Genomic DNA, 23207 nt, shown 5'->3' with positions numbered 1-23207 from the left:
AAAATGAAAAAACAATGGACAGAGAAAAGAAGTTTTTACTCGGTTATGCTTGCATTCGTCGTCGTGATGGGCGTATTGTCCGGATGCGCAGGCAAGGATGAGAAGACTTCAGAACAGCTGTCGGTCACCGAAATCGGAGAAAGTATCGGACAGGCAGTGAGCCTAAAAGAAATGAAAAAGCAGGATCTGAATAAGCTGCAGAAATTGTATAAGATGGATACAGACAGCGTGGATGATTTTATTCTTTATACGTCTACATCGAATGTAAAAGCTGATGAATTGGCCGTCATCAAGCTAAAGGATGAGCGTCAGGCAGAAAGCGTCAAAGAGAATATTGAGCAACGAATCGAAGCACAGAAAATGAAATTCAAGGATTATCGACCAGATGAATACTTTCTGGTCGATCATCATGTATTAAAGACGAAGGGGCCATTTGTCTTTTTCGCGGTTTCTAAAGACGCCGAATCAATGGAACGCACGTTTGACAGTGCTTTTTAAACCTTTTCCATATCCTTCTGGAACTCAATGTGCATTCCATATTTCGATGATTATCGAATAGAACTCGGTTTATACTATATACAAAAGTACGCCAGACAAAAATAGATGGGGAGGGCTATGGTATGGACATGACAAAACAGCTTGAGAAGCTTGCCATTTTTAATAAGCTTCACTCCAATTTCTTTATTTTGCCCAATGCATGGGATGCTGCGAGCGCGAAAACTTTCGAGAAGTGCGGCTTCAGGGCCATTGGCACGACAAGTGCTGGCATAGCGGTTTCCCATGGGTATGCGGATCGGAATATGCCCTTCGATCGGATGCTGGCTACGGTCCGCAGGATCGTGCAAGCCGTGGATATTCCGGTTACCGTGGATATGGAAGACGGGTATGGACAAACACCTGATGAAGTCGCCGAGTCGGTTAAGCAGGTGATCAAGGCAGGCGCGGCGGGGATAAACATAGAAGACAGCCACATGGATCGCCAAGCGCCGCTGCATGATATTCCGGTCCAGCAAAATAAAATAGCCGTGATCCGGGAGCTGGGGAATGCCATGGGTTATCCTCTCTTTATCAATGCCCGCATCGATTCTTATTGGATCAAGTCCATGCCGCCTGCCGGGAGGCTTGAAGAGACGATCAAACGGGCCCATGCCTACCAGGAAGCCGGAGCAGAATGTATTTTTGTTCCTGGAATCCAGGAAATCTCCGACATCCAAACACTGCGCAAAGAAATAAGCTGTCCGATCAATGTATTGGCCGGGCCGGGAATGCCTTCCGCAAATGAACTTGAAGCGCTAGGGATTCAGCGCATCAGCACCGGCTCAGGACCTTTTCGCGCCGCAATATCGCTTCTGCATCGCATGGGCCAAGAAATGTTGGAGAAGGGAACTTTTGAGCATATGACTTCGAGAGTCCTTTCTTACGACGATTTATCGGAAACGTAGCCTTGGTAGCAATCAACGGAGATAGCGTCTGCGTAGATCTTCATTCCCGCAACGCTATGGCTGCCGGTGAATCGGTAGCGATGGAGAACAGTTAAAATGTATCCCTGGAGAGTGGGCTTGCCCCACTCCTTTTTTTATGGGCAGGGATTATAATCCATCGTGACAGTGAAAAGTTTGGATGGAGGGGGGAGTGAACGTCAGAAAGCGGGCTGCTTGCTTCCGGTAAAATGTTTAGCGCCTTTCACAAAAAACCAAGCAAGAATTCATCCTGTCGAACAGAAGCTGCGCCGCCTTATTATCATGGGGCAGATGAATAATCTTGAGGAGGTATTTATGCTTACCATTACAAGAAAAGCAGTTAGTCTGTTGGTAGTGCTTGCCTTAATGATCACAGGATTCTCACCCCGAACTGCGGATGCCGCAGAAATCGATAGCTATTCAATTTCTTCAATGGATATGACGGATGCCGCTGATCCGGCATCTTTGGCACTGACCGCCGATGCTCCGGCCACGATACAAAATTACCCGATGCCAGCCATCTATACCGCATCCGGCGTGTTTTCGTTGAAAGCGAACAACGAAGCGATACCTGTAATCAGTTATCTGGCTGATTATGATTATGCTCAATTTTCTTTTTCCGGCACGGTCCGTATCGAAGTTACCAACAATGTGCCGATTACATCATACTCCATCAGTCCTCAGGCTAAAAATATCGAAGGCACGGTCAACGGGAACAAGCTGACGTTCTCGCTTTCATCCTCAACCTATGTCATCGTGAAAATCAATGACCAGAGGAAGAAGATTGTCATCGCAGCAGATCCCTTGGAGACGGATATTCCCCCGTCCACAGGTGCCGGGATTTATAATGTGACGCAGTCGCCATACCACGCGGATAACACGGGTAGATCGCTGGCATCGGGCCCGATTCAGCAGGCGATCGATGACGCCCATCACGCCGGAGGCGGCGTTGTATTCATTCCGGCAGGTGTTTATAAGAGCGGGAACCTGACATTAAAAAGCAACGTAACCTTTTACCTGGCCGGCGGCGCCGTCATTGTCGGCACGGGCAAGGGGGAAGACTACGTGATTGATTTTCGCAAGGATTCACGGAATGCGGATGGAACGTATTTTATTCGTACTGCCGTAGACTCCAGCAATATTACGATACGGGGACGGGGAACCATTGATGGAAAAGGCATTGCGATGCGAGAGCGAAAGATGCCGGCGCCGAATAAGAATGAAGGGTTCCTCAATAACCTGCTCGTTCCGATCGCAACATCCAATTTTACTTTTGACGGCTTAATATTGCGGGATGGCGGCTTCTGGTCGTTTATGGTGGTTCGTTCCGACAATGTGACCATAAACAATCTTAAGGGATTCCAGGATTTATACAAAATCGAGAATGACGTTATCGATATCAATGAGAGTCAGAACGTGCTTGTTCAACATTCGATTGCCATTTCGGATGATGACACTTATTCCACTAAAACCTGGCTGCAAACGGGGATGTCTAAAGACTGGCCGGGCGAGCTTGAACATTTGGAAAACGTGGTCTTTGATGACGCTTTTGCATGGACAAGATGCGCGGCTTTCAAGATTGGCATGGGCGTAGCCCAGCCGCAAATTGGCGTAACCATCCGAAATTCGTATGTGTATCAAAGCGCCCGAGCATTGCTTATTGATCATGGATACCAACTGAATACTCTCCCGGAGGAAGGTTACGCCCAAAATATTACGTTTGAAAATATCGACATCGAACGCGTCGGTATCAATCAATTCGGGAACTATTGGCTTGGAGTGTCCACCAGCACTTCCGGCGATGTAAGCAATGTTGTAGTTAAGAACATCAATGTTCGCGAGACCGGCACCCAGAAATCCAGAATTTCCGGGAATGCCACGAAAGGCGGAAGGGTTAACGGCGTCACGTTCACAGATGTTTATGTTGGAGGCAAGCTTGCAACAACCCTGGACGACTTGAATGTTACCGTTAATAACAATGTAAATGGGATCGTTTTTGCCAATTCCAAGCCGCCGCTATTCAGCGACAATTTCGAAGACGGAAATATGGCGGGTTGGACGTCGATATCCGGCGGCTGGACCGTCCCGACAGTCGGCACGAATCACGTGCTGTCCAGCGGGAACCAGACAACCACCTCCCTGATTACCGCTAATAGCGGGGGTTCATGGACGGATTACGTTTATGAAGCCAGATTAAGAATGCCCATCACCAATGCCAACGCGGGCATGGTCTTCAGGGTGCAGGATGCAAACAATTATTATATGTATCGCATTCATTCATCGAATCAACAGCTGGAGTTGTTCAAATCCGTGAATGGACAACTGACGCTTGTAAACAGTAAGCCGTTCACGGCGATTGAGAAACAGTGGTATAAGGTTAAGGCGGTTATGCAAGGGAACACGATTTCCTGTTACGTGGATGGAGAATTAAAGATGGAATGGACCAATCCTGTAACCGAATTGACGGCTGGGGGGATCGGATTCCGGACCACCTCGGCTGGCGTCCATTTTGACGATGCCGTGGTTAGTCTCCTCAATAAAGCGCCCGAGGAGATTGCCCTTTCACACAACAGTGTTGTTGAAAACACGACGGCGGGAGGCATGGTCGGAACCTTTTCCACCAGCGACCCAGATGCGGAAGAAACATTTGCTTATATGCTGATAGCAGGGGCAGGGGATGTGGACAACAGCAGCTTCACCATTTCGGACAATAAATTGTTTCTAGCCGTAACGCCTGATTACGAAGCCAAGGATAGCTACAGCATCCGGGTGAGGAGTACAGACTCAGGCGGACTGTATGTTGAGAAGACCTTTACGATCCATGTCACGGACGTGAATGAACCTCCCGTGAATCCGGATCCTACGGTCATCCGATTCAGCGACGATTTCGAAAATGGAAATGACGGAGGATGGACGTCTGCTTCAGGCTCCTGGGATGTAATAACTGACGGCACGAAAGCCTTGATCCAGAATCAACCAGCCACTGCAGTCATTACTGCCGGCGATTCGTGGACGGATTATACGTATGAAGCCAAAGCGAAAATGCCCATCACCAATGCCAACGCAGGCATTCTCTTCAGGGTACAGGATGCGGGTAATTTCTATATGTTCCGAATCCATTCTGCAGCCCAAAAGCTGGAGTTGTACAAATCCGTGGAGAACGTCATGACCCTTGTATCCAGTACCCCGTTTACAGCTCAGGCGAACCAGTGGTATACGATGAAGGCTTCCATTGAAGGGAACACAATAAAAGGTTATGTGGGTGGGGAATTAAAAGTGGAATGGACCAATCCCGAGACGGAACTGACAGCAGGAAAAATAGGATTTCGGACCACTTCGGCAGGCGTAGCTTTTGATGATGCTGTGGTACTGGCACCTGCACCGATCTAACTAGTACGGCATCCCGTACCGTGTCAATAAGAGCCGATACACAGGTTGGTCAGCGTTAATGGGATCATACGAAGGAGCTGCCCCTAAAGCCATGAATGGCTGCTAGGGACAGCTTCGTTTTTTTGCATTGTCGTACAGGGGATGCAGTGACATAATCAAAGAATAGAATTTAACGGAAGGCGTGAAAAGCTTGGAGTACCTCCGCAGGCAATCATTCCGCAACAAACTCAAGGTCGCTTTTCTGGCTGTCATCGTGCTTTCTGTCCTGATGACCGGAGGGTTGTCTTATTATATCTCGGCTGCCACGCTGGAAAAGAATGCGCTGAAGCTCACGCAGGACACGGTGGTCAGATCCGCGCAGATCGTGGATGAGAAGCTGAACAAACTGATGCTGATTATGATGACGTTTATGATCAGCCAGCCTTTCTACGACATGCTGAAGGATGCCGCCTCCGGGGATGCCAGCAGATATTACACGCATCTGAACGATCTTGATAACGTTTTCTCGCAGGCGCGGATCGCCGAGCCGCTAATCCAATCCATCTACGTATTTACGCCGATTGGCGAATTTTATCCTTCGTCCATGAACCGAAATCGGCTCACCGCATTCGAGGATACCAATCTGTATGCACGCATCGAGCAGGAGAAAAAGAACCTTTGGGTGGAAGGTCATGAGGATATGCTCTTCTCCGGCAAGGAACGCGTCATCTCGCTTATTTTGGAGCCGATCTTTGACACGCCGGTCAGCGGTGTTTATATTGTCGTGAATATCCGTGAGGACGGTTTCCGCAAGCTGGTGCAGGGGAACACCGCGGAAGGGGCGTCCAGCTTCTTGCTGAACGCTGATGGAGAGGCGGTTTACCCCTTGAAGGAACCGCTGGTCAGGCAGGCAGTGGAGACGGGTAATTTGAGTGGCATGATGAACCGCTCGGAGGGAAGTCAGCCCTTTGAAATGGAGGGCCAAACCTATCTGCTTAATTATGCCCGTCTCGGCATAGCGGATTGGACGATGACCACCATCCGTTCCCGGGCCGACGTGCTCCAGGACATGGTATACGTCAAATGGCTGATCGCCGGGGTTACGCTGGCCGCCTTTACCGTCACCACGCTGATTTCTGGAGCATTTGCACGCTATTTGCTGAAGCCGCTGCAAGGGCTGCTGAAGGTGATGAAGCGGGTCGAGAACAACGATCTGACCGCCCGTTTTGATAGCGGCAGCGGAGATGAACTGGGTCAAGTGGGATTCCGGTTTAACCGGATGCTGGAACAAATTGTGGTGTTGATTGATGAGGTTACGGAAGCGCAGACGCATAAGCGATCGGCGGAGATCAAGGCGCTGTCGGCGCAGATGGACCCGCATTTTCTGTACAACACGCTCAACACCATCTACTGGAAATTGAAATTGAAGCAGATCGAGCCGTCGCAGCAAATGGTCATGTCGCTTTCCCGCCTGTTCCAACTCGGGCTGAACAATGGTCAGGAAATTACGACAATGTCGAAAGAACTGGAGCATGTGCGCCAGTATTTGGAACTGCAGTTAAGCTGCTATGAAGACTTATTCTCTTATGAGATCCATGTACGCGAACCGGAGGTGTCATCGCTTTTGATTCCGCGCATCATTTTGCAGCCGCTGGTGGAGAACAGCATTTTGCATGGTTTTCGCGACCTGAAGAACGGCGGCCTAATCGAAATCGAAATTAGCGGGGATGAGAAACGCTGGACGATTGCCGTACGTGATAATGGAAGGGGAATGGACCAGACACAAGTGCGCGCACTCTTTTGGCTGGAGTCGAAGAAGGGATATGCGGTGTCCAATCTGATCCGGCGGCTCCGGCTCTATTACGGGGACGGTGCGGAATTTCACGTAGACAGTGCGCCGGAGCGTGGAACCGAAATACGGATTTCTTTGCCCAAGAAAGGGGAGCATTTGGATGAGCAATCCTGAGGCGATCAGTCTCTGCATTATCGACGATATTAAAAGCGTGGTGGACGGGCTGACCGCCATGAACTGGGAAGAGCAGGGGATTCGGGTCGCAGGTGTATCGAGCAATGGGGAAGAGGGGCTGAAGCTGATCAGCGGGTTGTGTCCGGATCTGGTTATTACCGATATCCGGATGCCGATCATGGACGGGCTGAACATGCTGCGTTTGGTTCTCGAAGAGAACCCCAGCTGCAAGGTCATTCTGATCAGCGGCTATGCCGACTTTGAATATGCGCAGCAGGCGGTGCAGCTGGGGGCGTTTGATTTTGTGGTGAAGCCCTTCACCGAAGAAGATATGATGTCGGCTGTGCTGCGAGCCAAAGCAGAGGTTATGGAAGAGAGGTCCAAACGGATAAGTTTGAGGGAAATGGAGAACAAGCTTCGCGAGAGCATGCCGGCGTTGCGGCAGGAGTACTTTGGGCTGCTCGTAAGTCACCGCACAACATGGGAAGAGGCCTCGGAACGGTGGGATTTTCTGAATATTGAGTTGGAGCCGCGCGGCTTCGTGGTGATGCTGATTGAAATTGATCGTTTCCGGGAGCAAGTTGCCGAGCAGTCCGTGAAGGAGATGGAGCTGATCCGGTTCTCGCTGTTGAATATTATGCAGGAGACGCTTGCCCATTATGCGCACAGCGTTCTTTTCCGCGCCCGTCATGATCAGTACCTGGCCGTACTGAACGATTCAGGACCGTCCAGTCCGATCGAAATTGCCGAGCAGTGCTGCCGGAATATTGAACGATACACCAAGTTTACGGTCTCGGTCGGGGTCGGCGGCAGAGTGGAGGAGATCAGCGGGCTCCCGGATTCTTATCGCCAGGCTCATCGGGCGCTCTCCCATCACTTATTCACTGAAGGCAATGCCGCCATTATGTATGACGATATCCCCCAAAGCGGAAGCCAGGAGCCGCTGGCACTGGAATACAAGGACGAGCTCCTGCTGGCCCTTCGTTCCGGGAATGCTGTCCGGACGGACGCGATTCTGTCCGCGATTTCGGAAGCGCTGCAGAAACGGATCTCCCGGCAAAATGCGGATTATCTCCTCAGCTTGTACGATGAGCTGGCCGCTTCAGCGATCCGCACGCTTTACGAAATGGTTCCATATTCGGAGATACAGCCGATGATTCAGAAATTCAGAACGGTACAAGGGACGGCGGGGCTGCCGCTGGCCTCTTTGCAGCGTCAACTGCATGCCTTGTGCACGGAGGGGGCCGAGCTGGTTCGCCGGAACAGCTTATCCGAAGGGCAGAAGGTTATTTATAATGCCATAGGCTATATCAAGGGCCGCTTGTCCGAGGATATTACCGTTGGCGAATGTGCCGCGCATGTGCATCTAAGCGCCAGCTACTTTTCCAGCTTGTTTAAGCAGGTGACCGGGATGACGGTCACGCAGTATATCACCTCGGAACGCATACAAAAAGCGAGACTGCTGCTGGTGGAGGGAGCGCAGGTGCAGGAGGTGGCTGCGGCGGTAGGGTATGAGGAGCGCAGATATTTCAGCGAGATGTTCAAGAAGACCACCGGCCAGACACCGTCGGAATTCAGGGCGGGCTATCACATGGACCGGCCGGAGGCGTGAGGCGAGTGCTGCAGGAGACCATAGAATTCTATCCCTTGAGAGTGAATTTGCCTCACTCCTTTTCCGGGAAAGGGATTCTATAATAAAAAACGAGCTCATAATACAATCGTTAATCAAAGGGGTAGAATGTATGCGAAAAAAATGGTTAAGTCTCGGCTTGAGCCTCATTCTGGCCGCCGGAATCGCAGGCTGCGGCGGGAACGACAACAACAATGGCAATGGCGGTACTACGAATGGTAAGTCTGACGGCGGAACGGCAGCACCATCAACCGAGACGGGCCAACCCGTACAGCTTAAATACTGGACTGACGACCGTCATGACCAGGAGTATATCAAGGAATTAATCAACAAGTTCAATGAAACTAACGGCGATAACATCCAGGTGGAATTGACGGTCATGTCCGAGAATTACGCGCAAAGCGTCGACATTGCATTTTCCAGCAACCAGGCGCCGGATGTGCTGCGTCTAAAGAGCGCCAATACATCCGGATTTGTCAAAAAAGGGTATCTCGCGCCGATTGACGAGTATTTAACCGATGACTTGAAAGCGAAGTTCGGCAGCCTGCTGATCGACGATGTCAACCGTTTTGATGGCAAGGTGTACTCGCTCGCCAATACCGGCCTCACCATGCGTCTGGTCTACAACAAGGATCTCTTTGCCAAAGCGGGCATCGAGAATCCTCCGAAGTCGCTGCAGGAAATGGTGGAGGATGCCAAGAAAATTACCGAAGTCGGCAAAGCCGAGGGCATCTATGGTTTTGCGCTGAACTTCAAAAATCCGAAGCAAGCATTTGACCGTTCCGTCCGGGAGATTCTTTCCTTGAGCGGTTATCAGGGACTTGGCTTTGATCTGAAAACAGGCCAATTCGATTTTGAGCCTTACTCGCAGGTCATTGAATATTTCAAGCAAATGCATAAAGACGGAAGCATTCTGCCTGGAGCGGAAGCGCTGGACATCGACCCGCTGCGCGCCCAATTCGCCGCAGGCAAAATCGGAATGTATCTTTCCTTCTCGACGGAGCCAGGCGTGTACATGGATCAATTCCCGACCGAAATCAACTGGGGGGGCGCGTTGGCTCCAACGCTGGACGGTGAGATCAAGGGAACTTCCGAAATCGTGTCCGCCGGAACGTGGCTCGGCATCAGCGCCCAATCGGCCAATAAGGAAGCGGCTTGGAAATTCATGCAGTATATGTACGGCGATGAGAATCTGAAGACCTATCATGAAAAAGGCTTCGGTATTGCCATTGTGCCAAGCATTGTAGAACAGGCTAAAGATCCGGAGATCAATGGCATGGAAGGCTTCCTGGTCGGGGAACACGACTCGCTCTGGCCTGCTTCGCCAAACGTTACTCCGGAGGGTTCCACCTATGCGGACGCTTTCTTCAAATATATCCTTACCGATGAAGACCTGAAAGCGATTACGGAGGATTTAAACACAAGGTACAACGCCGCATTGTCCAAGGCGGTGGAGAAAGGCGAGGTCACTGTAACGCCGAACCCTGCCTTTGATCCAACTAAACCTCAGGGAGAATAACAGGCAAGGATGGGGCTGCCGCACACGATTTGGCGGATGCCCCTTTTCTTTCCCCGAAGGAGGAAGCAATCGTGAGTATTAAATGGAAACGGCTGAGGGAGAATGCTCTGTTTCTGTCCCCCAGCATCATTTTGACGGTGGCTCTGGGCATCTATCCCTTGTTATGGATGCTGCGTTATATGTTTTATGACTATGCCGGATATGGCGATGCGCTGTTCGTTGGTCTGGACAATTTCCGTCGCCTGATGCGCGATGCGCTGTTCTGGGAATCGGTTGGCAATACCTTTATCTACGCCGGGGGCAAGCTGCTGCTGACGCTGCCGTTGTCCCTGCTGCTCGCGGTCATCCTGAACGGCAAGCTGCGGGGCGGAAATCTGCTGCGCGGGATCTATTTTATGCCGACGATCATCAGTACCGCGGTTATCTCCGTGGTGTTCTATACGATCTTCAATTCCTATAACGGGATGGTAAACACCGTATTGATGAAGCTGCATCTTGTCTCGCAACCCATCGATTGGCTCGGCCCAAAGCATGCGATGCTTACGGTCATTCTTGTGGCGGTATGGGGCGCGGTCGGTAACTATATGCTGCTGTTTCTGGCTGGCTTGCAGAGCATTCCGCAGGATTTGTACGAAAGTGCGGCCATGGACGGCGCGAATGCAGGAAGACGGTTCTGGAGCATTACGCTTCCGATGCTGGCTCCGGTTGCCCAGTTGGTCATTATGCTTGCGATTATCGCATCCCTGAAAGGCTATGAGAGCATTATGCTCATCACGGAAGGCGGACCGATCGGCAAAACCGAGGTCATGTATCTCTATCTGTATAAACAGTTGTTTCCGGTTTCCACGGGTTCGCCTGTGGAGCAGCAGCTTGGATACGGCAGCGCCGTTGGCTTCGCAACCGCTGTTATTGTGGGTGCGATCACTGGTTTGTATTTCTTATTAAGCCGTAAAATGAACAAGCTTTATTAGAGTTTCTTTTAAAACCCACTTAACATGATTTTTGAACATGCACTATATGCAACAATAGACGCCAACTTAGCGATGGCCCTTACGATTTGACAACAACGCCGCAGACCGATTGATCATGAACGGCTGCAGGCGTGCAGGAGGATCAGCAGATGAACGATCAGGTATTACCCCAACAGCCGGATGCGCGCGGCAAAATCGCCGCCCGCCCGCCTTCCGGTCACATAGGCAGAATTGCGGGCCGTACGGTGATGTGGTTGTTCTTATTGATAACGGCGATACTGACATTATTTCCCCTGTTGATGACTTTGTCCGGTTCGCTCAAGACCGGCGCCGAAATGATGACCGGCGGGAGCCTGCTGCCGGCCAAGCTGCAGTTCGTCAACTATGCCGAAGCCTGGAAGCAGGCTAATTTTGCCCGCTATACCTGGAACAGCGCTTTTGTCAGCATTATGGTTACCGCAGGCACCCTGCTGGTAGCTGCCATGGCGGCTTATGTGGTGGACCGTCGCCATTTTCCCGGCAAATCCCTGTATGTGACGACACAGGCGTCGATGATGTTTATATCCGTCGGTGCGATCGTGCTGCGCCCGCAATTCGATTTGATGGTCGCGCTGAACCTGAATACCACGCTCTGGGGCGTGATCCTGATTCTGATCAGCGCCCATTCCAGCACATTTTTTATGCTGCTGGGTTTCTTCAAAGCGATTCCCCGCGAGCTTGACGAAGCGGCCATGGTGGACGGCTCCGGCTTTGTCCGAACCTTCTTTCGGATTATTCTCCCGCTCCTGACGCCGGGGCTTGGCGTGGCCGGGCTGTTTGCTTTCCGCCATGCCTGGAACGAATACATTCTGCCGCTGGTGTTCACGATGACGAATCCTCAGCTGCAGACGCTCACCGTCGGGCTGGCGAATCTTCGTTACGGTTCTTCCGCGGCCATGCAGATCCATTTGATGATGGCGGGAGCATGCCTGTCGATTCTGCCGATGCTTCTCGCTTATATTGTGGCGAACAAATCCTTTATTCAAGTGACTGCGGGTTCAGTCAAAGGTTAAACTCAATTCCAAATACAAGGAGCATGATTGCAAATGAGTGATTCTACAGTGGGAGCGTTGTTTTCCAGCCCGATCATGACCCGGCATTCCGCGAATCCGATTCTGACTCCGGGTGATGTGCCCTACGGTCCGTCGTTGGTCTTTAATGCCGGAGTTACCAAATTTAAAGGCAAATATGTGATGGTTTTTCGCAATGACTACGGTGATGAACTTAAAGGGATTGTTGCCCCTCATCATACAACGAATCTTGGGCTGGCCTTCAGCGATGACGGCATAAAGTGGGATGTGCAGCCGGAACCGTGCTGGTTCTGGCATGATGAAGAGGTCATCCGAGTGTATGACCCGCGTCTAACGGTAATCGGCGAACAATGTTATATGTGCTTTGCGGTCGATACCAAACACGGGCTGCGCGGCGGCATCGCCGTCACCGAAGATTTCCGATCCTTCGAGGTGTTGAGCCTGTCGCTGCCGGATAACCGCAACATGGTATTGTTCCCGGAGCGGATCGGGGGCAAGTACGTCCGGCTGGAGCGTCCGATGCCTGTATACAGCCGGGGCGGGATAGACCGCTTCGACATGTGGATGAGCGACTCGCCTGACCTGAAATACTGGGGAAACTCCAAGCTGCTGCTGGCGGTTGAAGATGTAGCTTATGCCAATGACAAGGTAGGCCCCGGCGCTCCGCCCGTCAAAACGGACAAAGGCTGGCTGACTCTGTTCCATGCCGTGGACATCGATCCGAGCAGGGGCAAGAACGGCTGGGAGGACAGCTGGAAGAAGCGCTATACGTCCGGCATTTTACTGCTGGATCTTGCCGATCCCAGCCAGATCATCGGCATGGCGGAGACGCCGCTGCTTGCCCCGGAAGCTGCCTATGAGACCGATGGGGGCTTCCGCAATCATGTTATTTTTCCGGGGGGCATGATTCTGGAAGATACCGGGGAAGTCAAAATCTACTACGGCGCCGCCGATACTGTAGAATGCCTGGCAACTGCGCATGTAGATGATTTGCTGCATCTTTGTCTGAAAGACACAGTCCATAAGTAATGATGACATGTTAAAGCTATACAGAATGGGGAGGTTTCTATGAAAGGACATATTACGCTGCCCTCAGCCAGTATTCCGGTTGCCCGCGAGGTGGATGTGCTTGTCATCGGCGGAGGCGCTTCCGGCATCGCCGCGGCCATTGCCGCTGCGAAAGGGGGAGCGCAAACGATGCTGGTGGAGCAGCGAGGGTTCCTTGGCGGCATGGGCACGGTTGCGCTCGTTCCGGCTTTCTGTCCCTTTACGGATAAGCGGAAGCCGATTATCCGCGGTCTCGGCCTTCAATTGATGGAAAGGATGAAGCAGGCATGCGATCCTCAGTACCGTGAGGATTATCAAGAGATGCTGGATTGGGTGCCGATCGATCCCGAAGTGCTGAAACGGGTTTATGACGATGCCATTCTGGAAAGCGGCGTGACGCCGCTGTATCACACCTTTGTTTACGAAGTTATCCTTTCTGAGGACCGCCGGAAGGTTGAAGGTGTCGTTGTCGTTAACAAAACAGGACGTTCTTTCATCTCCTGCAGGTATATAATCGATTGCTCGGGAGATGGGGATATTGCCGCACTGGCGGGAGTTCCTTTTCAGAAGGGTGGCGAAGCGGGCGAACTTCAGCCCGGCAGCATGTGCTATCTGCTTGCGAATGTGGACCGTCAAAGGTTTACACGGTACTTGGAGGAGAGCGGGGATACGGGCCAACTGCACAAGACGGTGGAGCTGGCGATCGAGGACGGTGCGCTGCCGGAGGGCCGCAAGTCGATCTCCGGCCTTGCTTGGGTTAGCGACTATTTGGTAGGCGTCAACTTCGGCCATGTATTCGGCGTGGACGGCACCCTTGCCGAGGATTTGACACGGGGGGCGATTGAAGGGCGCCGCACGGCGGAACGCCAGCTGCAGTTCTTCCACCGCTACGTGCCGGGCTTTGAGCGCGCCCATATGGTAGCGAGCGGGGAGCAGCTCGGCATCCGGGAGACGCGGCGGATTGAAGGAGACTATATCCTGACGGTCGATGACTTCCTTGCTGCGCGTTCCTTCCCGGACGACATTGCACGCAACGCATACTACATCGATATTCATCTCGCCAACAGCAAAAGCGAGATGACCTTTAACCACCTGCCGCCCGGGGTTTCACACGGCGTACCATACCGGATTATGCTGCCGGTTGGCATCGACAACCTTTGGGTTGCCGGACGCTGCGTATCCTCGGACCGAGCAGTGCAAGGCTCCCTTCGGGTGATGCCGAACTGCTTCTCCATGGGCCAGGCATCGGGAACGGCTGCTGCATTGGCGCTGCGAGATGGCACCGGCTCGCGCGGCATTTCCGTAGCCGAGCTTCAGCAGCGGCTGCTGGAGCAGGATGTATGGCTGGGAGAAGATTTCATTCCGGCTGATAAGCAGAAGGAAGGGAATGCGCCGTGAAGCAGCTTCCATTAACGGATGAGTGGTTTCACGGTGCCGTGTCGCTCGAACACCGGGAGGATGGTATCAAGCCGTGGCGTATTCCTTACATGGATTACGAGCTGTATCCGCCTGCGGGAATCGATGGCAAAGCCGAAATATGTGCCGGTGTTCGCCTGCGGCTGCGGACGGACTCCACCGAGGTGGCAGTATCTTTTGCACCGCTTGCGGACTCGGCCGCCATGGATTGCATGGCAGGTGGGGAATTATGCCAGACGCTCAGCCTGCCCGTCGGAGCCACAGAAGCCTTGTTCAGCGGACTTAAGGACGGAATCAAGGATTTGGAGATTTGGCTCCCTCAAAATATAGGAATAACCGTCACCGGCCTACGGATTGATGTCCATACTGTCGGAGTCCCGCTGCCGGACCCCCGGCCCCGCTGGATTACGTACGGGAGCTCCATTACCCAGTGCGTCGGGGCTTCCAGCCCCTCCCGCGCTTGGCCTGCCATTGCCGCCGAAGCCTGCGGCTTCAGCTTGACCAATCTTGGCTTCTCCGGCAACTGCCACATGGAACCGATGATCGGGCGTCTGATTCGCGACTTGCCGGCTGATTTCATCTCGATATGTGTAGGCGTGAACATCTACGGCGGGGGCACCTTAAGCCCTCGCATGTTCAAGCCGCTGCTGATTGGCCTGCTGGAGACGATACGCGAGAAACACAGGGATACCCCGCTGCTTGTCATTTCTCCGATCTATGGCACCATCCGCGAAACGAAGCTCAATTCGCTGGGCTTCACCCTGCCCATCATGCGAGAATTCATCCGCGAGACCGTGGAGCTGCTAAGGGATCGGGGTGATCGCCAGTTGTACTATCAGGATGGCTTGAAGTGGTTCGGTCCGGAGGATGAAGCCTTTCTGACGGATGGTCTGCACCCTGGAGCCGAGGGGTATGAGCTGCTGGGCCGGCGTTTCCGCAATCTTCATGAATTTGCGTTACGGGCTGTACATCGAAACGCGGAGTGAGGAGTTTCTATTATATTCGGGATAACCAATGGGAATCATGGCGGATCATGTTTGAACTTTGTTTTGATTGGACGAAAAGAACTTGAAGACCTTAAAGCCGCCTCATGTGCGGCTTTTTTGGTTTGAAGTAATATAAATTCTTGTTGTTACTTAATGTAAAATTCATATGTTTTTTTGGAATGATAAGAACTTCATCACTTGACCGATTAGATGATTAACTACTGTCAGGTGCATTTACTGCTTATTAAGCTAACGGGCACTTTAATGGAATATATTATCCATTTATGGTTGATGAATTGGTATGCTCAACTATTTTTTCGACTGCAATATGAACTAACATTCGCGAAAATAAACTAGCGACTTCATATAGCAGCTATTGAATAATCCTAATAATAATATGAATGTATCAGAAAGGAAGTACACTTTGCCCAAGCACATAAAGATCAACGCACTAATACTTATTATTATCATTTTTATAAACGTTGCGGTGTACAGGCATTTGGAAAACCAGGCATCTGTTAGATACAACAGCCTCCATTCCCTGTATCAGCTGAAGAACGACTCGGCATTTGCCTATTTAATGAAGCACGCTTTTGAAACGATTCCGCTTGCTGATACGCTGATGGCGATCAGCGAGTCGAAGGAAAATGTAGATCCTGTCAAGATACGGCAATGGATCGATAAGGCGAAGACCCAAGCGGAAGACATCGATGAGCAGCTATTAACGATCATTGAATTTAGCGATACCTTCACCAACAACGCGGTTCCAAAGCTTTCAGTTAATAATACGGCAATGACAACGGATAACCAGCAGGACATGTTTATTCTCGCTTTTCAGGCAAGGACATGGCGACCGTTATACCAAATAAGCTATTCGTATTGGAAGTCTAATCCTAAAACAATCGACGCCAAGACCAGAGAAACCTTGCGCTCGCTGGCGACTGAGCTCCGTGCGTTAAACCAAACGATTATGTCGTTTAAGGACGACGCACATCACATGTTTTTCGAGGATCAAATAGAGTCATATAAAGCGGAATTGCTGCGGCAGTTAAAACCGCATCTTGAACGACTGAACAAGATCCAAGATGACTTTACAGGTCAAAAATAAAGCGAATGAAGGAATGGGTAACATGCTACATCCTAATCTAAAGAAGATAATGGACTTTTTAGAAAAATAAACCTCAGCCTGGTAAACTACCAATATAAAGTTTGAGGAGGAACTAGGCTTGAAGAGTTTTGTGAAAAATTCTGGCCTCATCACTATGATGTTGTTCATTGCATTTAGTGTCGGCTGCAGCGCAAGTGAACGAAGTAATCCACGCATCCCAGAAGAGATAGTAACGAAAGAAGCTGTTGAGTCCATGAATATGAATCCCCAAGCTGATTCAGGAACTGAAGAATTTAGCCAAGCGGGAGAACGTATGGATCTAATATTATGTACTCCATTAAGATGTATCTCGAAAGACCGGAAGTTTCTCAAGCATTTCGCAATCAACTTGCCGAAACGATAGAGCTTGGATATGACTTGTATCGAAAGAAGGACATTCCGGAGTTCGAATCTTTAGTAGTCCATATAAAAAATGAGTAAAGGTCGTTGAATCCTATTTTTGAGCCCGCCTTGACCGAAATATATAACTTGTGTTAAATTTTTTCATGTAATAACAATGATGAATTGAATGGGAGGGATAAAGTGATGACTGCTTCTGAAATTGTAGATGTAAATGTGAACCTGTCATTTAAGGCGAGGTTTGATCAGGTTCACAAAACAACAAATCAGATACCGGAACTTTATCCTTCTATGCATATATACAGTTCGTGACTTATTTATAGGGAGTCTCTTATTTTTGTATAGGTATAGTTAGGTTAATGTACGCAAAAAAGCACCGGTAAGCTGGTGCTTTTTTGCGTTTTCTCCGTTTAAAGGGAGATAGATATGAAGCATTTATCTAAGTATGAGAAAATTCGTAAGATCTTATCGGATCTAAAGCAACCGAATTATAGATATTCGCAAATAACTGAGGCAATCTTCAAGAACAAGATTGGATCTTTTGAAGCAATGAACAACTTGCCTAAGCAATTAAGAAATGAATTAATCAAAGAGCTTGGAAACAATGTGTTAAGCATTACACCAAAAATGGAGCAGAAATCCAATCAAGTTAGTAAAATGCTGTTTGCCATCCCTGGCGATGAATTCATTGAGTCCGTTAGGTTAAGTTATAAAACCGGATGGGAATCCTATTGTATCTCTTCGCAGTGTGGTTGCGGATTTGGTTGTACATTTTGTGCTACGGGAACACTTGGTTTGAAAAGGAATCTTACAACGGATGAAATAACGGATCAACTTCTTTACTTTACTTTGAATAACTATCCCTTGGACAGTGTGTCCTTTATGGGGATGGGGGAGGCACTTGCAAACCCATATGTATTTGATGCGTTGCATCTGCTTACGGATCCTAAACATTTCGGATTAGGACATCGAAGAATTACGGTTTCCACAATAGGTATATTACCTGGAGTAAAAAAGTTGACGAAGGAATTTCCGCAGATTAATTTAACCTTCTCCCTACATTCACCGTTTAATGATCAGCGAAGCGAGTTAATGCCAATTAACCATCATTTTCCATTGGAAGAAGTTTTGACCGTGTTGGATGAGCATATTCAACAAACGAAGCGAAAGGTCTACATTGCTTATATCCTGCTAAGGGGGATCAACGATTCAACTAAACATGCTGAAGCTGTTGCAGATTTGTTGCGTGGCAGAGGGTCATGGGAACATTTATATCATGTCAATCTAATCCCTTACAATTCCACTGATGCCACATCACAAAGTTTTGTAGAGTCGGATCAGAACAGCATCAATATGTTCCTTAAAATCTTGAAGTCCAAGGGAATCCATGTCACCGTGAGGACCCAATTTGGATCAGACATCAACGCAGCATGCGGCCAACTATATGGATCAAACGGGAAAATTTAATAACTCGACCAACTGAACAGGGGGGAAATACAATGTCCCTTAAAAATACAACGATAACACATGTGATTCTCCATGCAGAGCCGGTTTTGAGTATTTGCATGGAGTAGCCAACAAAATTTAAACTGGCTTTGCTACTTGAATTATAATTTCAAGGAGTGAGTCGTTCGTGAGATATATGAATGCTACTGTCGTCTTGCCGGAGGAACTAGTTGAAAAATTGCAGGAATATATACAAGGCGAATACCTCTATATACCCGCTAGAAAAAATGAACATAAAGTCTGGGGAGAGCTGTCTGGCGCACGAAAAGAGATTAACAAAAGAAATAATGATATTCTGAATGCATATTTAGCTGGCGCTTCGGTCGAGGAACTCGCAGAATCATTCTTTTTATCAACCTATGCTATCAGAAAAATAATATATCAGAAATAATTACCTACTAATCCCTTCAAGCGTGCTAAAATCGAGCACTGTTACTAGAAGGGATTTTTTAACGCAAAGAAGAAATCGGGAATTCAGAGCAGCCACTTACATGTGATGGAGCTTAAGCTAACAAATATAAAATACTACAGCATCGTTTTGTATATAGATCATGAATTTTCAATCTGCTATCGTTTAGATGTAAGAGACACACTGGCTGTTAGCCATTTAAATTTGCATCAAGAGGGGGTCGAAGTGATGGATGTTATCGTAGATACTTCGATTGTAATCATTATTTCTGCTTACTTTTGAGCTGTCCGTTCCTATAATTAAGTTCACTCTTACGATGATAATCAGGAGGTAGCTAAGTTTGTTAATCGTTTCTATTTATAATATGGAAGGTAACATTACGGGTGAAATCGAACTTGAAGAATCCATCTTCGGGATTGTCCCCAACGAATCGGTACTGCATGAAGCTGTTGTAAACCATCTTGCGAACAAACGCAGTGGAACACACTCGACTTTAACTCGTGGCGAAGTTAGAGGTGGAGGTAGAAAACCCTATAAACAAAATAAAATTAATAGATCACGAGCGGGTTCCATTCGTATGCCGCACTGGCGTCACGGAGGTATTGCGTTCGGTCCCAAACCTCGTGAATATGGATATCGTCTCAATAAAAAGGTTAAACGTCTTGCGATCAAATCAGCTTTATCCGCCAAAGTACAAGATGATGAACTCATTGTAGTTGACCATATTAAGCTTGAAAGCTACAGGACAAAAGGTATCGTCGCGATGCTTAAAGCTCTTCATGCCAATAAGAAAGTGCTAATTGTAACACCTGAGGTGGATCACATCGTGTATAAAAGTGCAAATAACATTCCAGATGTGCAGACAACTGAAGCCAACTCGTTGAATGTATATGATATTCTTAATTGTGACACGCTCATTATAGCTAAGGATGCTATAAATATAGTTACAGAAGTCTATAACTAAAAAGCACAATTGGAAATGGAGTGATGAAGAAAAGTACAAGGCCCATATGAACTTTTAGAGTCGCAGAACAACGATCTCCAAATGGATAAGATCCCCTTTAAGTAGACCGTGTGCAAGCACATTAAGATCACTTGGAGGGGATTTTTCATTTACGAACCCTGTAAATGCAGCTTCTTCCACCCGAAAGAATGTACTCAATCCGTTCGACAGTAACATCATTTCCAAGAACATGTTGAAATAATTGCAATTCGTTCTTACATAAACCAGTACATGCAGCGGCTGCTTCACAAATCGGACAATGCTTTTCAATAAACAAAAGACTCTTATCGTCTTCTTCCTTGATCTCAGCCATATAGCCCTCATTTGTTCGAATTTCCGCCAGTTTTTCCAGCCTTTCTATCACATCAGAAGTATCGCCAATGTACTTCATATATTGTTCTTGCATGTTCTTATTTCGGACAGTCAGTAGTTTATCCATTCCTTCGTTCCCGAATGCCTCTTTCAATGAATGGATTAGACTGCGTGATAACTCCGAATAACCGCTAGGAAAAAAACGATCCGCTGCCGGTGTTAGTCTCCATAGTTTGGTTGGTCGGCCCATGGGACGAGGTTCTTCTTCGTATGTAACCAATCCTTCTTCTAATAGCGCACTCAAATGTTGACGAATCGCCATTCCTGAAAGAGAAAAGTGGGAGGAGAGTGCTAAAACGTCCATTCTACCATGCTCTTTTAGCTGATCGATGATTGCTCTCCGTGTCCTTGTGGAGGCATCCTTTTTACTTTGATTTCGACTCATTTGCATACCTCCATTGGAACCATTCAATCTACGCTAACGTGTACATTTTAAACAAAAATGTTGACAAAGTCAAAAACGAAATGTACCTTATACTTTGTAAAGGGAAATGTTTACTAAGTATCCGAGTTCAATGTATGCATCATCATTTGGAGGGATAGGCAATGATTCAGATCACCGAAACAGCATCAAGAAAAGTAGCCGAAATCATAGCAAACGAAAACATTCCTAATTCGTTTCTCAGGGTAGGTATTGAAGAAGGGGGCTGCAGCGGACTATCTTACACGCTTACCGTGGATGAATTGCAAGGAAATAGAGATATCATCCTGAACCAAGGAGAGTTCCGCATCCTGGTGCATGCTAATAGCGTTGAGTTCATTGAAGGACTTGTCATTGACTATGAAGAAAGCGGAATGTTAGGCGGCTTCACCATGAATAATCCCAATGCAAAAGCTTCTTGTGGATGCGGAGCCAGTTTCCGAATGGCGAATTATCGTGGCGAAGTTAAAAAATGCGATTAGAAGCCGAAGCAGAAAGGAGAAATATGAATGAGGTCACTGGTAGTATCTGATAGAGCAATCTATTCTTTTAAGCATGACTGGGGCTTGGAAGAGGGACAACACGTAAGAATTTATGCTAAATACGCGGGTGGAGGTTCAGATGCTTTCACTGTGGGTCTAAATGCCAATGCAACACCGATCGATCCTGTATGGATTCAATCCATAGCAGGGATTCATTTCTTCATAGAGCATACGGATGCATGGATTTTGGAGAAGCAGTTCCTTCAAATCGGTTGTGACGAGGAAGGGATAACTTTAGATAGAATAACGTATTGAATTTCCGGGTTGTGCTCCTGAATCACTATGACAAATTCGCAAATGTTCTTATAACAGTGTCTTGGAGATACGAATGCTGGGGTAAACATTTATTTTCAAGACTAATTTGGAGCTTTACATAAGGAGAACTGAAGGATGGAATTGACCTCCGAAAATGCCGGGGTTTTCGATGCCAAGTATAGAGCACTAACTATAGGGATCATTCTTGCGGTAACGACCGTTGCCTTTGAAGGACTGGCGCTTGTGACGATTGCACCAACCCTGGCTCAACAATTGGATGGGCTACATTTGTTCGGGTGGATATTCAGCGCTTTTCTTTTGGCACAAATCCTCGGAACGATGATTATCGGTCAGCGGATCAACCGAATCGGCCTTTTTGCATCGTTTGGCATATCGATTCTTATTTTTGTAACAGGTATCGTGATTGCGGCTGCTTCCTTGAACATGATGATGTTACTCGCAGGGAGAGTGTTTCAGGGATTTGGTGCAGGGGCTATTATTACGTGCGTGTATTACAGCATTACTTTGGGTTATCCAGATAAGCTGAGATCGAAAATACTTGCTTTGTTTTCTGGGGCTTATATTTTGCCTGCATTAATCGGCCCTTATATTGCCGGATTCATAGCGGAGTATGTGTCCTGGAGATTTGTTTTTTGGCTGGTTCTTCCTTTCATTGGTTTGGCTGTACTGCTGACGCTTCCCGCTTTTCTCAAATTTCCTGTGAGATCGGATTCTGCTCCAAAGAACAGCCGGAAAGAAGGATTTGCGTTACTTCTAACGATTGGAACGGGCATGCTGCTGGTTGGATTAAGTCTGATAACCAATTGGAGTGGTATATTGCTTTCGATAGCAGGATTGGCGATCTTGATTCAGCCTTTGCGAACATTGCTGCCTGAGGGTACCTTAAGCGCTAGAGCGGGTCTGCCCGCTACGATTGCTTCAAGAGGATTCTTCGTGGCTAGTTATAATGCGACTGAAAGCTATGTCGTCTTGGCTTTGACTGATGTGAAAAAGCTTCCTGCAGATTTAGCGGGACTAATTGTGGCCGCGGGTGCGTTAAGTTGGTCAACGGCAGCTTGGCTACAGTCAAGGCTTGATGTTAAAGACCACGGGAAGGGACGAAAGAAACGGGTAATCATCGGCATTGGATTTATGTTCATTGGAGTTTTATCAGTACTGCTGGCTGTTGGCCTACCTACAGGGGGAATTGGATTTGCAGTTATGTCGCAGCTTTTCACTGGGTTTGGCATCGGTCTAGCACATCCAACCACTGGAGCCATTGCGCTGCAGCACGCGAAAGCAGGGGAAGAGGGGGAAATATCCGCCAGTCTTCAGTTTACAGATGCATTTAGTCCTGGCTTGAGTATTGGAATCGGCGGAGCCCTCATTGCGATAAGTCAGTCGCTGGATTTGGGCATATTGACGGGGATATTATTGGCTTTGTCTCTCCAATTTATCTTTGTGCTCTTGAGTTTTGCGATTTCCTTCCGCATCAAAGATTGAACAACCAGCAAAAAGAACATTTACTTAAGAGGATTTTAACCATTGGATAATTATAACATTGACAACTGTAGGTTTTTCCAAAATAATAGAATGTAATTGAATACTGGTACCTTTAATTCAGTCCAGAGAGGCTGGCAAGGGCAGCGGATTTTTATAATCACGCGAGGATCAGTGCGTATTCCGTCAGGGGATGCTCTGCGTCTTCGCGCGGGTTATGATGTGAAAAAGAGGCTACTTGTCAGTGAAGACTTGACG

General features: G+C 48.5%; 20 protein-coding genes. 19 read left to right on the top strand and 1 reads right to left on the bottom strand.

Annotated features, from left to right (window positions below; translation table 11 throughout):
* Positions 1-3: 3 nt before the first annotated feature.
* The 16 genes from CRG97_RS17030 to rplD all read left to right on the top strand — a co-directional run bounded on the left by CRG97_RS17030 (position 4) and on the right by rplD (position 19820).
* Complete coding sequence (locus tag CRG97_RS17030; RefSeq protein ID WP_098745438.1) at positions 4-498, top strand: DUF4358 domain-containing protein; 495 nt, start codon at positions 4-6, stop codon at positions 496-498.
* A 122-nt stretch (positions 499-620) separates the two neighbouring features.
* The gene (locus CRG97_RS17025) at positions 621-1442 is read left to right on the top strand and encodes an isocitrate lyase/PEP mutase family protein (RefSeq protein ID WP_098745435.1); all 822 of its coding nucleotides are present in this window, start codon (positions 621-623) and stop codon (positions 1440-1442) included.
* Positions 1443-1775: 333 nt separating this feature from the next.
* On the top strand, positions 1776-4850 hold the full coding sequence (locus CRG97_RS17020; RefSeq protein ID WP_098746655.1) for a 3-keto-alpha-glucoside-1,2-lyase-like domain-containing protein: 3075 nt from the start codon (positions 1776-1778) through the stop codon (positions 4848-4850).
* A gap of 190 nt (positions 4851-5040) precedes the next feature.
* Complete coding sequence (locus CRG97_RS17015) at positions 5041-6795, top strand: cache domain-containing sensor histidine kinase (protein WP_098745432.1); 1755 nt, start codon at positions 5041-5043, stop codon at positions 6793-6795.
* Positions 6782-8407 carry a response regulator gene (locus tag CRG97_RS17010; RefSeq protein ID WP_098745430.1) on the top strand — a complete coding sequence of 542 codons (1626 nt, stop codon included), beginning with the start codon at positions 6782-6784 and terminating at the stop codon, positions 8405-8407. The genes CRG97_RS17015 and CRG97_RS17010 overlap by 14 nt, the downstream gene beginning before the upstream one ends.
* 130 nt (positions 8408-8537) lie before the next feature.
* Positions 8538-9944: an ABC transporter substrate-binding protein gene (locus CRG97_RS17005; RefSeq protein WP_098745427.1), complete on the top strand. Its 1407-nt coding sequence runs from the start codon at positions 8538-8540 to the stop codon at positions 9942-9944.
* 71 nt (positions 9945-10015) lie between these two features.
* Positions 10016-10915 carry a carbohydrate ABC transporter permease gene (locus CRG97_RS17000; RefSeq protein ID WP_098745425.1) on the top strand — a complete coding sequence of 300 codons (900 nt, stop codon included), beginning with the start codon at positions 10016-10018 and terminating at the stop codon, positions 10913-10915.
* A 149-nt stretch (positions 10916-11064) separates the two neighbouring features.
* Positions 11065-11967: a carbohydrate ABC transporter permease gene (locus CRG97_RS16995; protein WP_098745422.1), complete on the top strand. Its 903-nt coding sequence runs from the start codon at positions 11065-11067 to the stop codon at positions 11965-11967.
* A 33-nt stretch (positions 11968-12000) separates the two neighbouring features.
* Positions 12001-13014, top strand: coding sequence for a glycoside hydrolase family 130 protein (locus CRG97_RS16990; protein WP_098745419.1), 1014 nt, complete (start codon positions 12001-12003; stop codon positions 13012-13014).
* A 39-nt stretch (positions 13015-13053) separates the two neighbouring features.
* Positions 13054-14430, top strand: a complete 1377-nt coding sequence (locus CRG97_RS16985; RefSeq protein ID WP_098745417.1) for an FAD-dependent oxidoreductase — start codon at positions 13054-13056, stop codon at positions 14428-14430.
* On the top strand, positions 14427-15434 hold the full coding sequence (locus CRG97_RS16980; protein WP_098745414.1) for an SGNH/GDSL hydrolase family protein: 1008 nt from the start codon (positions 14427-14429) through the stop codon (positions 15432-15434). Before CRG97_RS16985 ends, CRG97_RS16980 begins: the two co-directional genes overlap by 4 nt.
* A 499-nt stretch (positions 15435-15933) precedes the next feature.
* The gene (locus CRG97_RS16975) at positions 15934-16542 is read left to right on the top strand and encodes a hypothetical protein (RefSeq protein ID WP_237566459.1); all 609 of its coding nucleotides are present in this window, start codon (positions 15934-15936) and stop codon (positions 16540-16542) included.
* Between the two features lie 118 nt (positions 16543-16660).
* A complete protein-coding gene (locus CRG97_RS16970) occupies positions 16661-16945 on the top strand; it encodes a hypothetical protein (protein ID WP_098745408.1) in 285 nt (94 codons plus the stop codon).
* Positions 16946-17367: 422 nt separating this feature from the next.
* Entirely contained in the window at positions 17368-18408 is a 1041-nt protein-coding gene (locus CRG97_RS16965; protein WP_098745405.1) for a Cfr family 23S rRNA (adenine(2503)-C(8))-methyltransferase, read from the top strand.
* Between the two features lie 166 nt (positions 18409-18574).
* A complete protein-coding gene (locus tag CRG97_RS16960) occupies positions 18575-18838 on the top strand; it encodes a CD3324 family protein (RefSeq protein WP_098745402.1) in 264 nt (87 codons plus the stop codon).
* 382 nt (positions 18839-19220) lie between these two features.
* Entirely contained in the window at positions 19221-19820 is a 600-nt protein-coding gene (rplD, locus tag CRG97_RS16955; RefSeq protein WP_481856211.1) for a 50S ribosomal protein L4, read from the top strand.
* A gap of 145 nt (positions 19821-19965) precedes the next feature.
* Here rplD and CRG97_RS16950 read toward each other — a convergent pair whose 3' ends face one another.
* Positions 19966-20616 carry a helix-turn-helix transcriptional regulator gene (locus CRG97_RS16950; RefSeq protein ID WP_098745396.1) on the bottom strand — a complete coding sequence of 217 codons (651 nt, stop codon included), beginning with the start codon at positions 20614-20616 and terminating at the stop codon, positions 19966-19968.
* A gap of 161 nt (positions 20617-20777) precedes the next feature.
* Here CRG97_RS16950 and CRG97_RS16945 point away from each other — a divergent pair, with 161 nt between their 5' ends.
* The 3 genes from CRG97_RS16945 to CRG97_RS16935 all read left to right on the top strand — a co-directional run bounded on the left by CRG97_RS16945 (position 20778) and on the right by CRG97_RS16935 (position 22952).
* Positions 20778-21134 carry a HesB/IscA family protein gene (locus tag CRG97_RS16945; RefSeq protein WP_098745392.1) on the top strand — a complete coding sequence of 119 codons (357 nt, stop codon included), beginning with the start codon at positions 20778-20780 and terminating at the stop codon, positions 21132-21134.
* 27 nt (positions 21135-21161) lie between these two features.
* Positions 21162-21449: a hypothetical protein gene (locus CRG97_RS16940; protein ID WP_098745389.1), complete on the top strand. Its 288-nt coding sequence runs from the start codon at positions 21162-21164 to the stop codon at positions 21447-21449.
* 135 nt (positions 21450-21584) lie between these two features.
* Positions 21585-22952, top strand: coding sequence for an MFS transporter (locus CRG97_RS16935; protein ID WP_098745386.1), 1368 nt, complete (start codon positions 21585-21587; stop codon positions 22950-22952).
* Positions 22953-23207 lie beyond the last annotated feature (255 nt).

Source organism: Paenibacillus sp. EZ-K15, assembly GCF_002573715.1.
Taxonomy (GTDB): domain Bacteria; phylum Bacillota; class Bacilli; order Paenibacillales; family Paenibacillaceae; genus Paenibacillus_AQ.
This window is presented reverse-complemented; position numbering and strand designations above follow the sequence as displayed.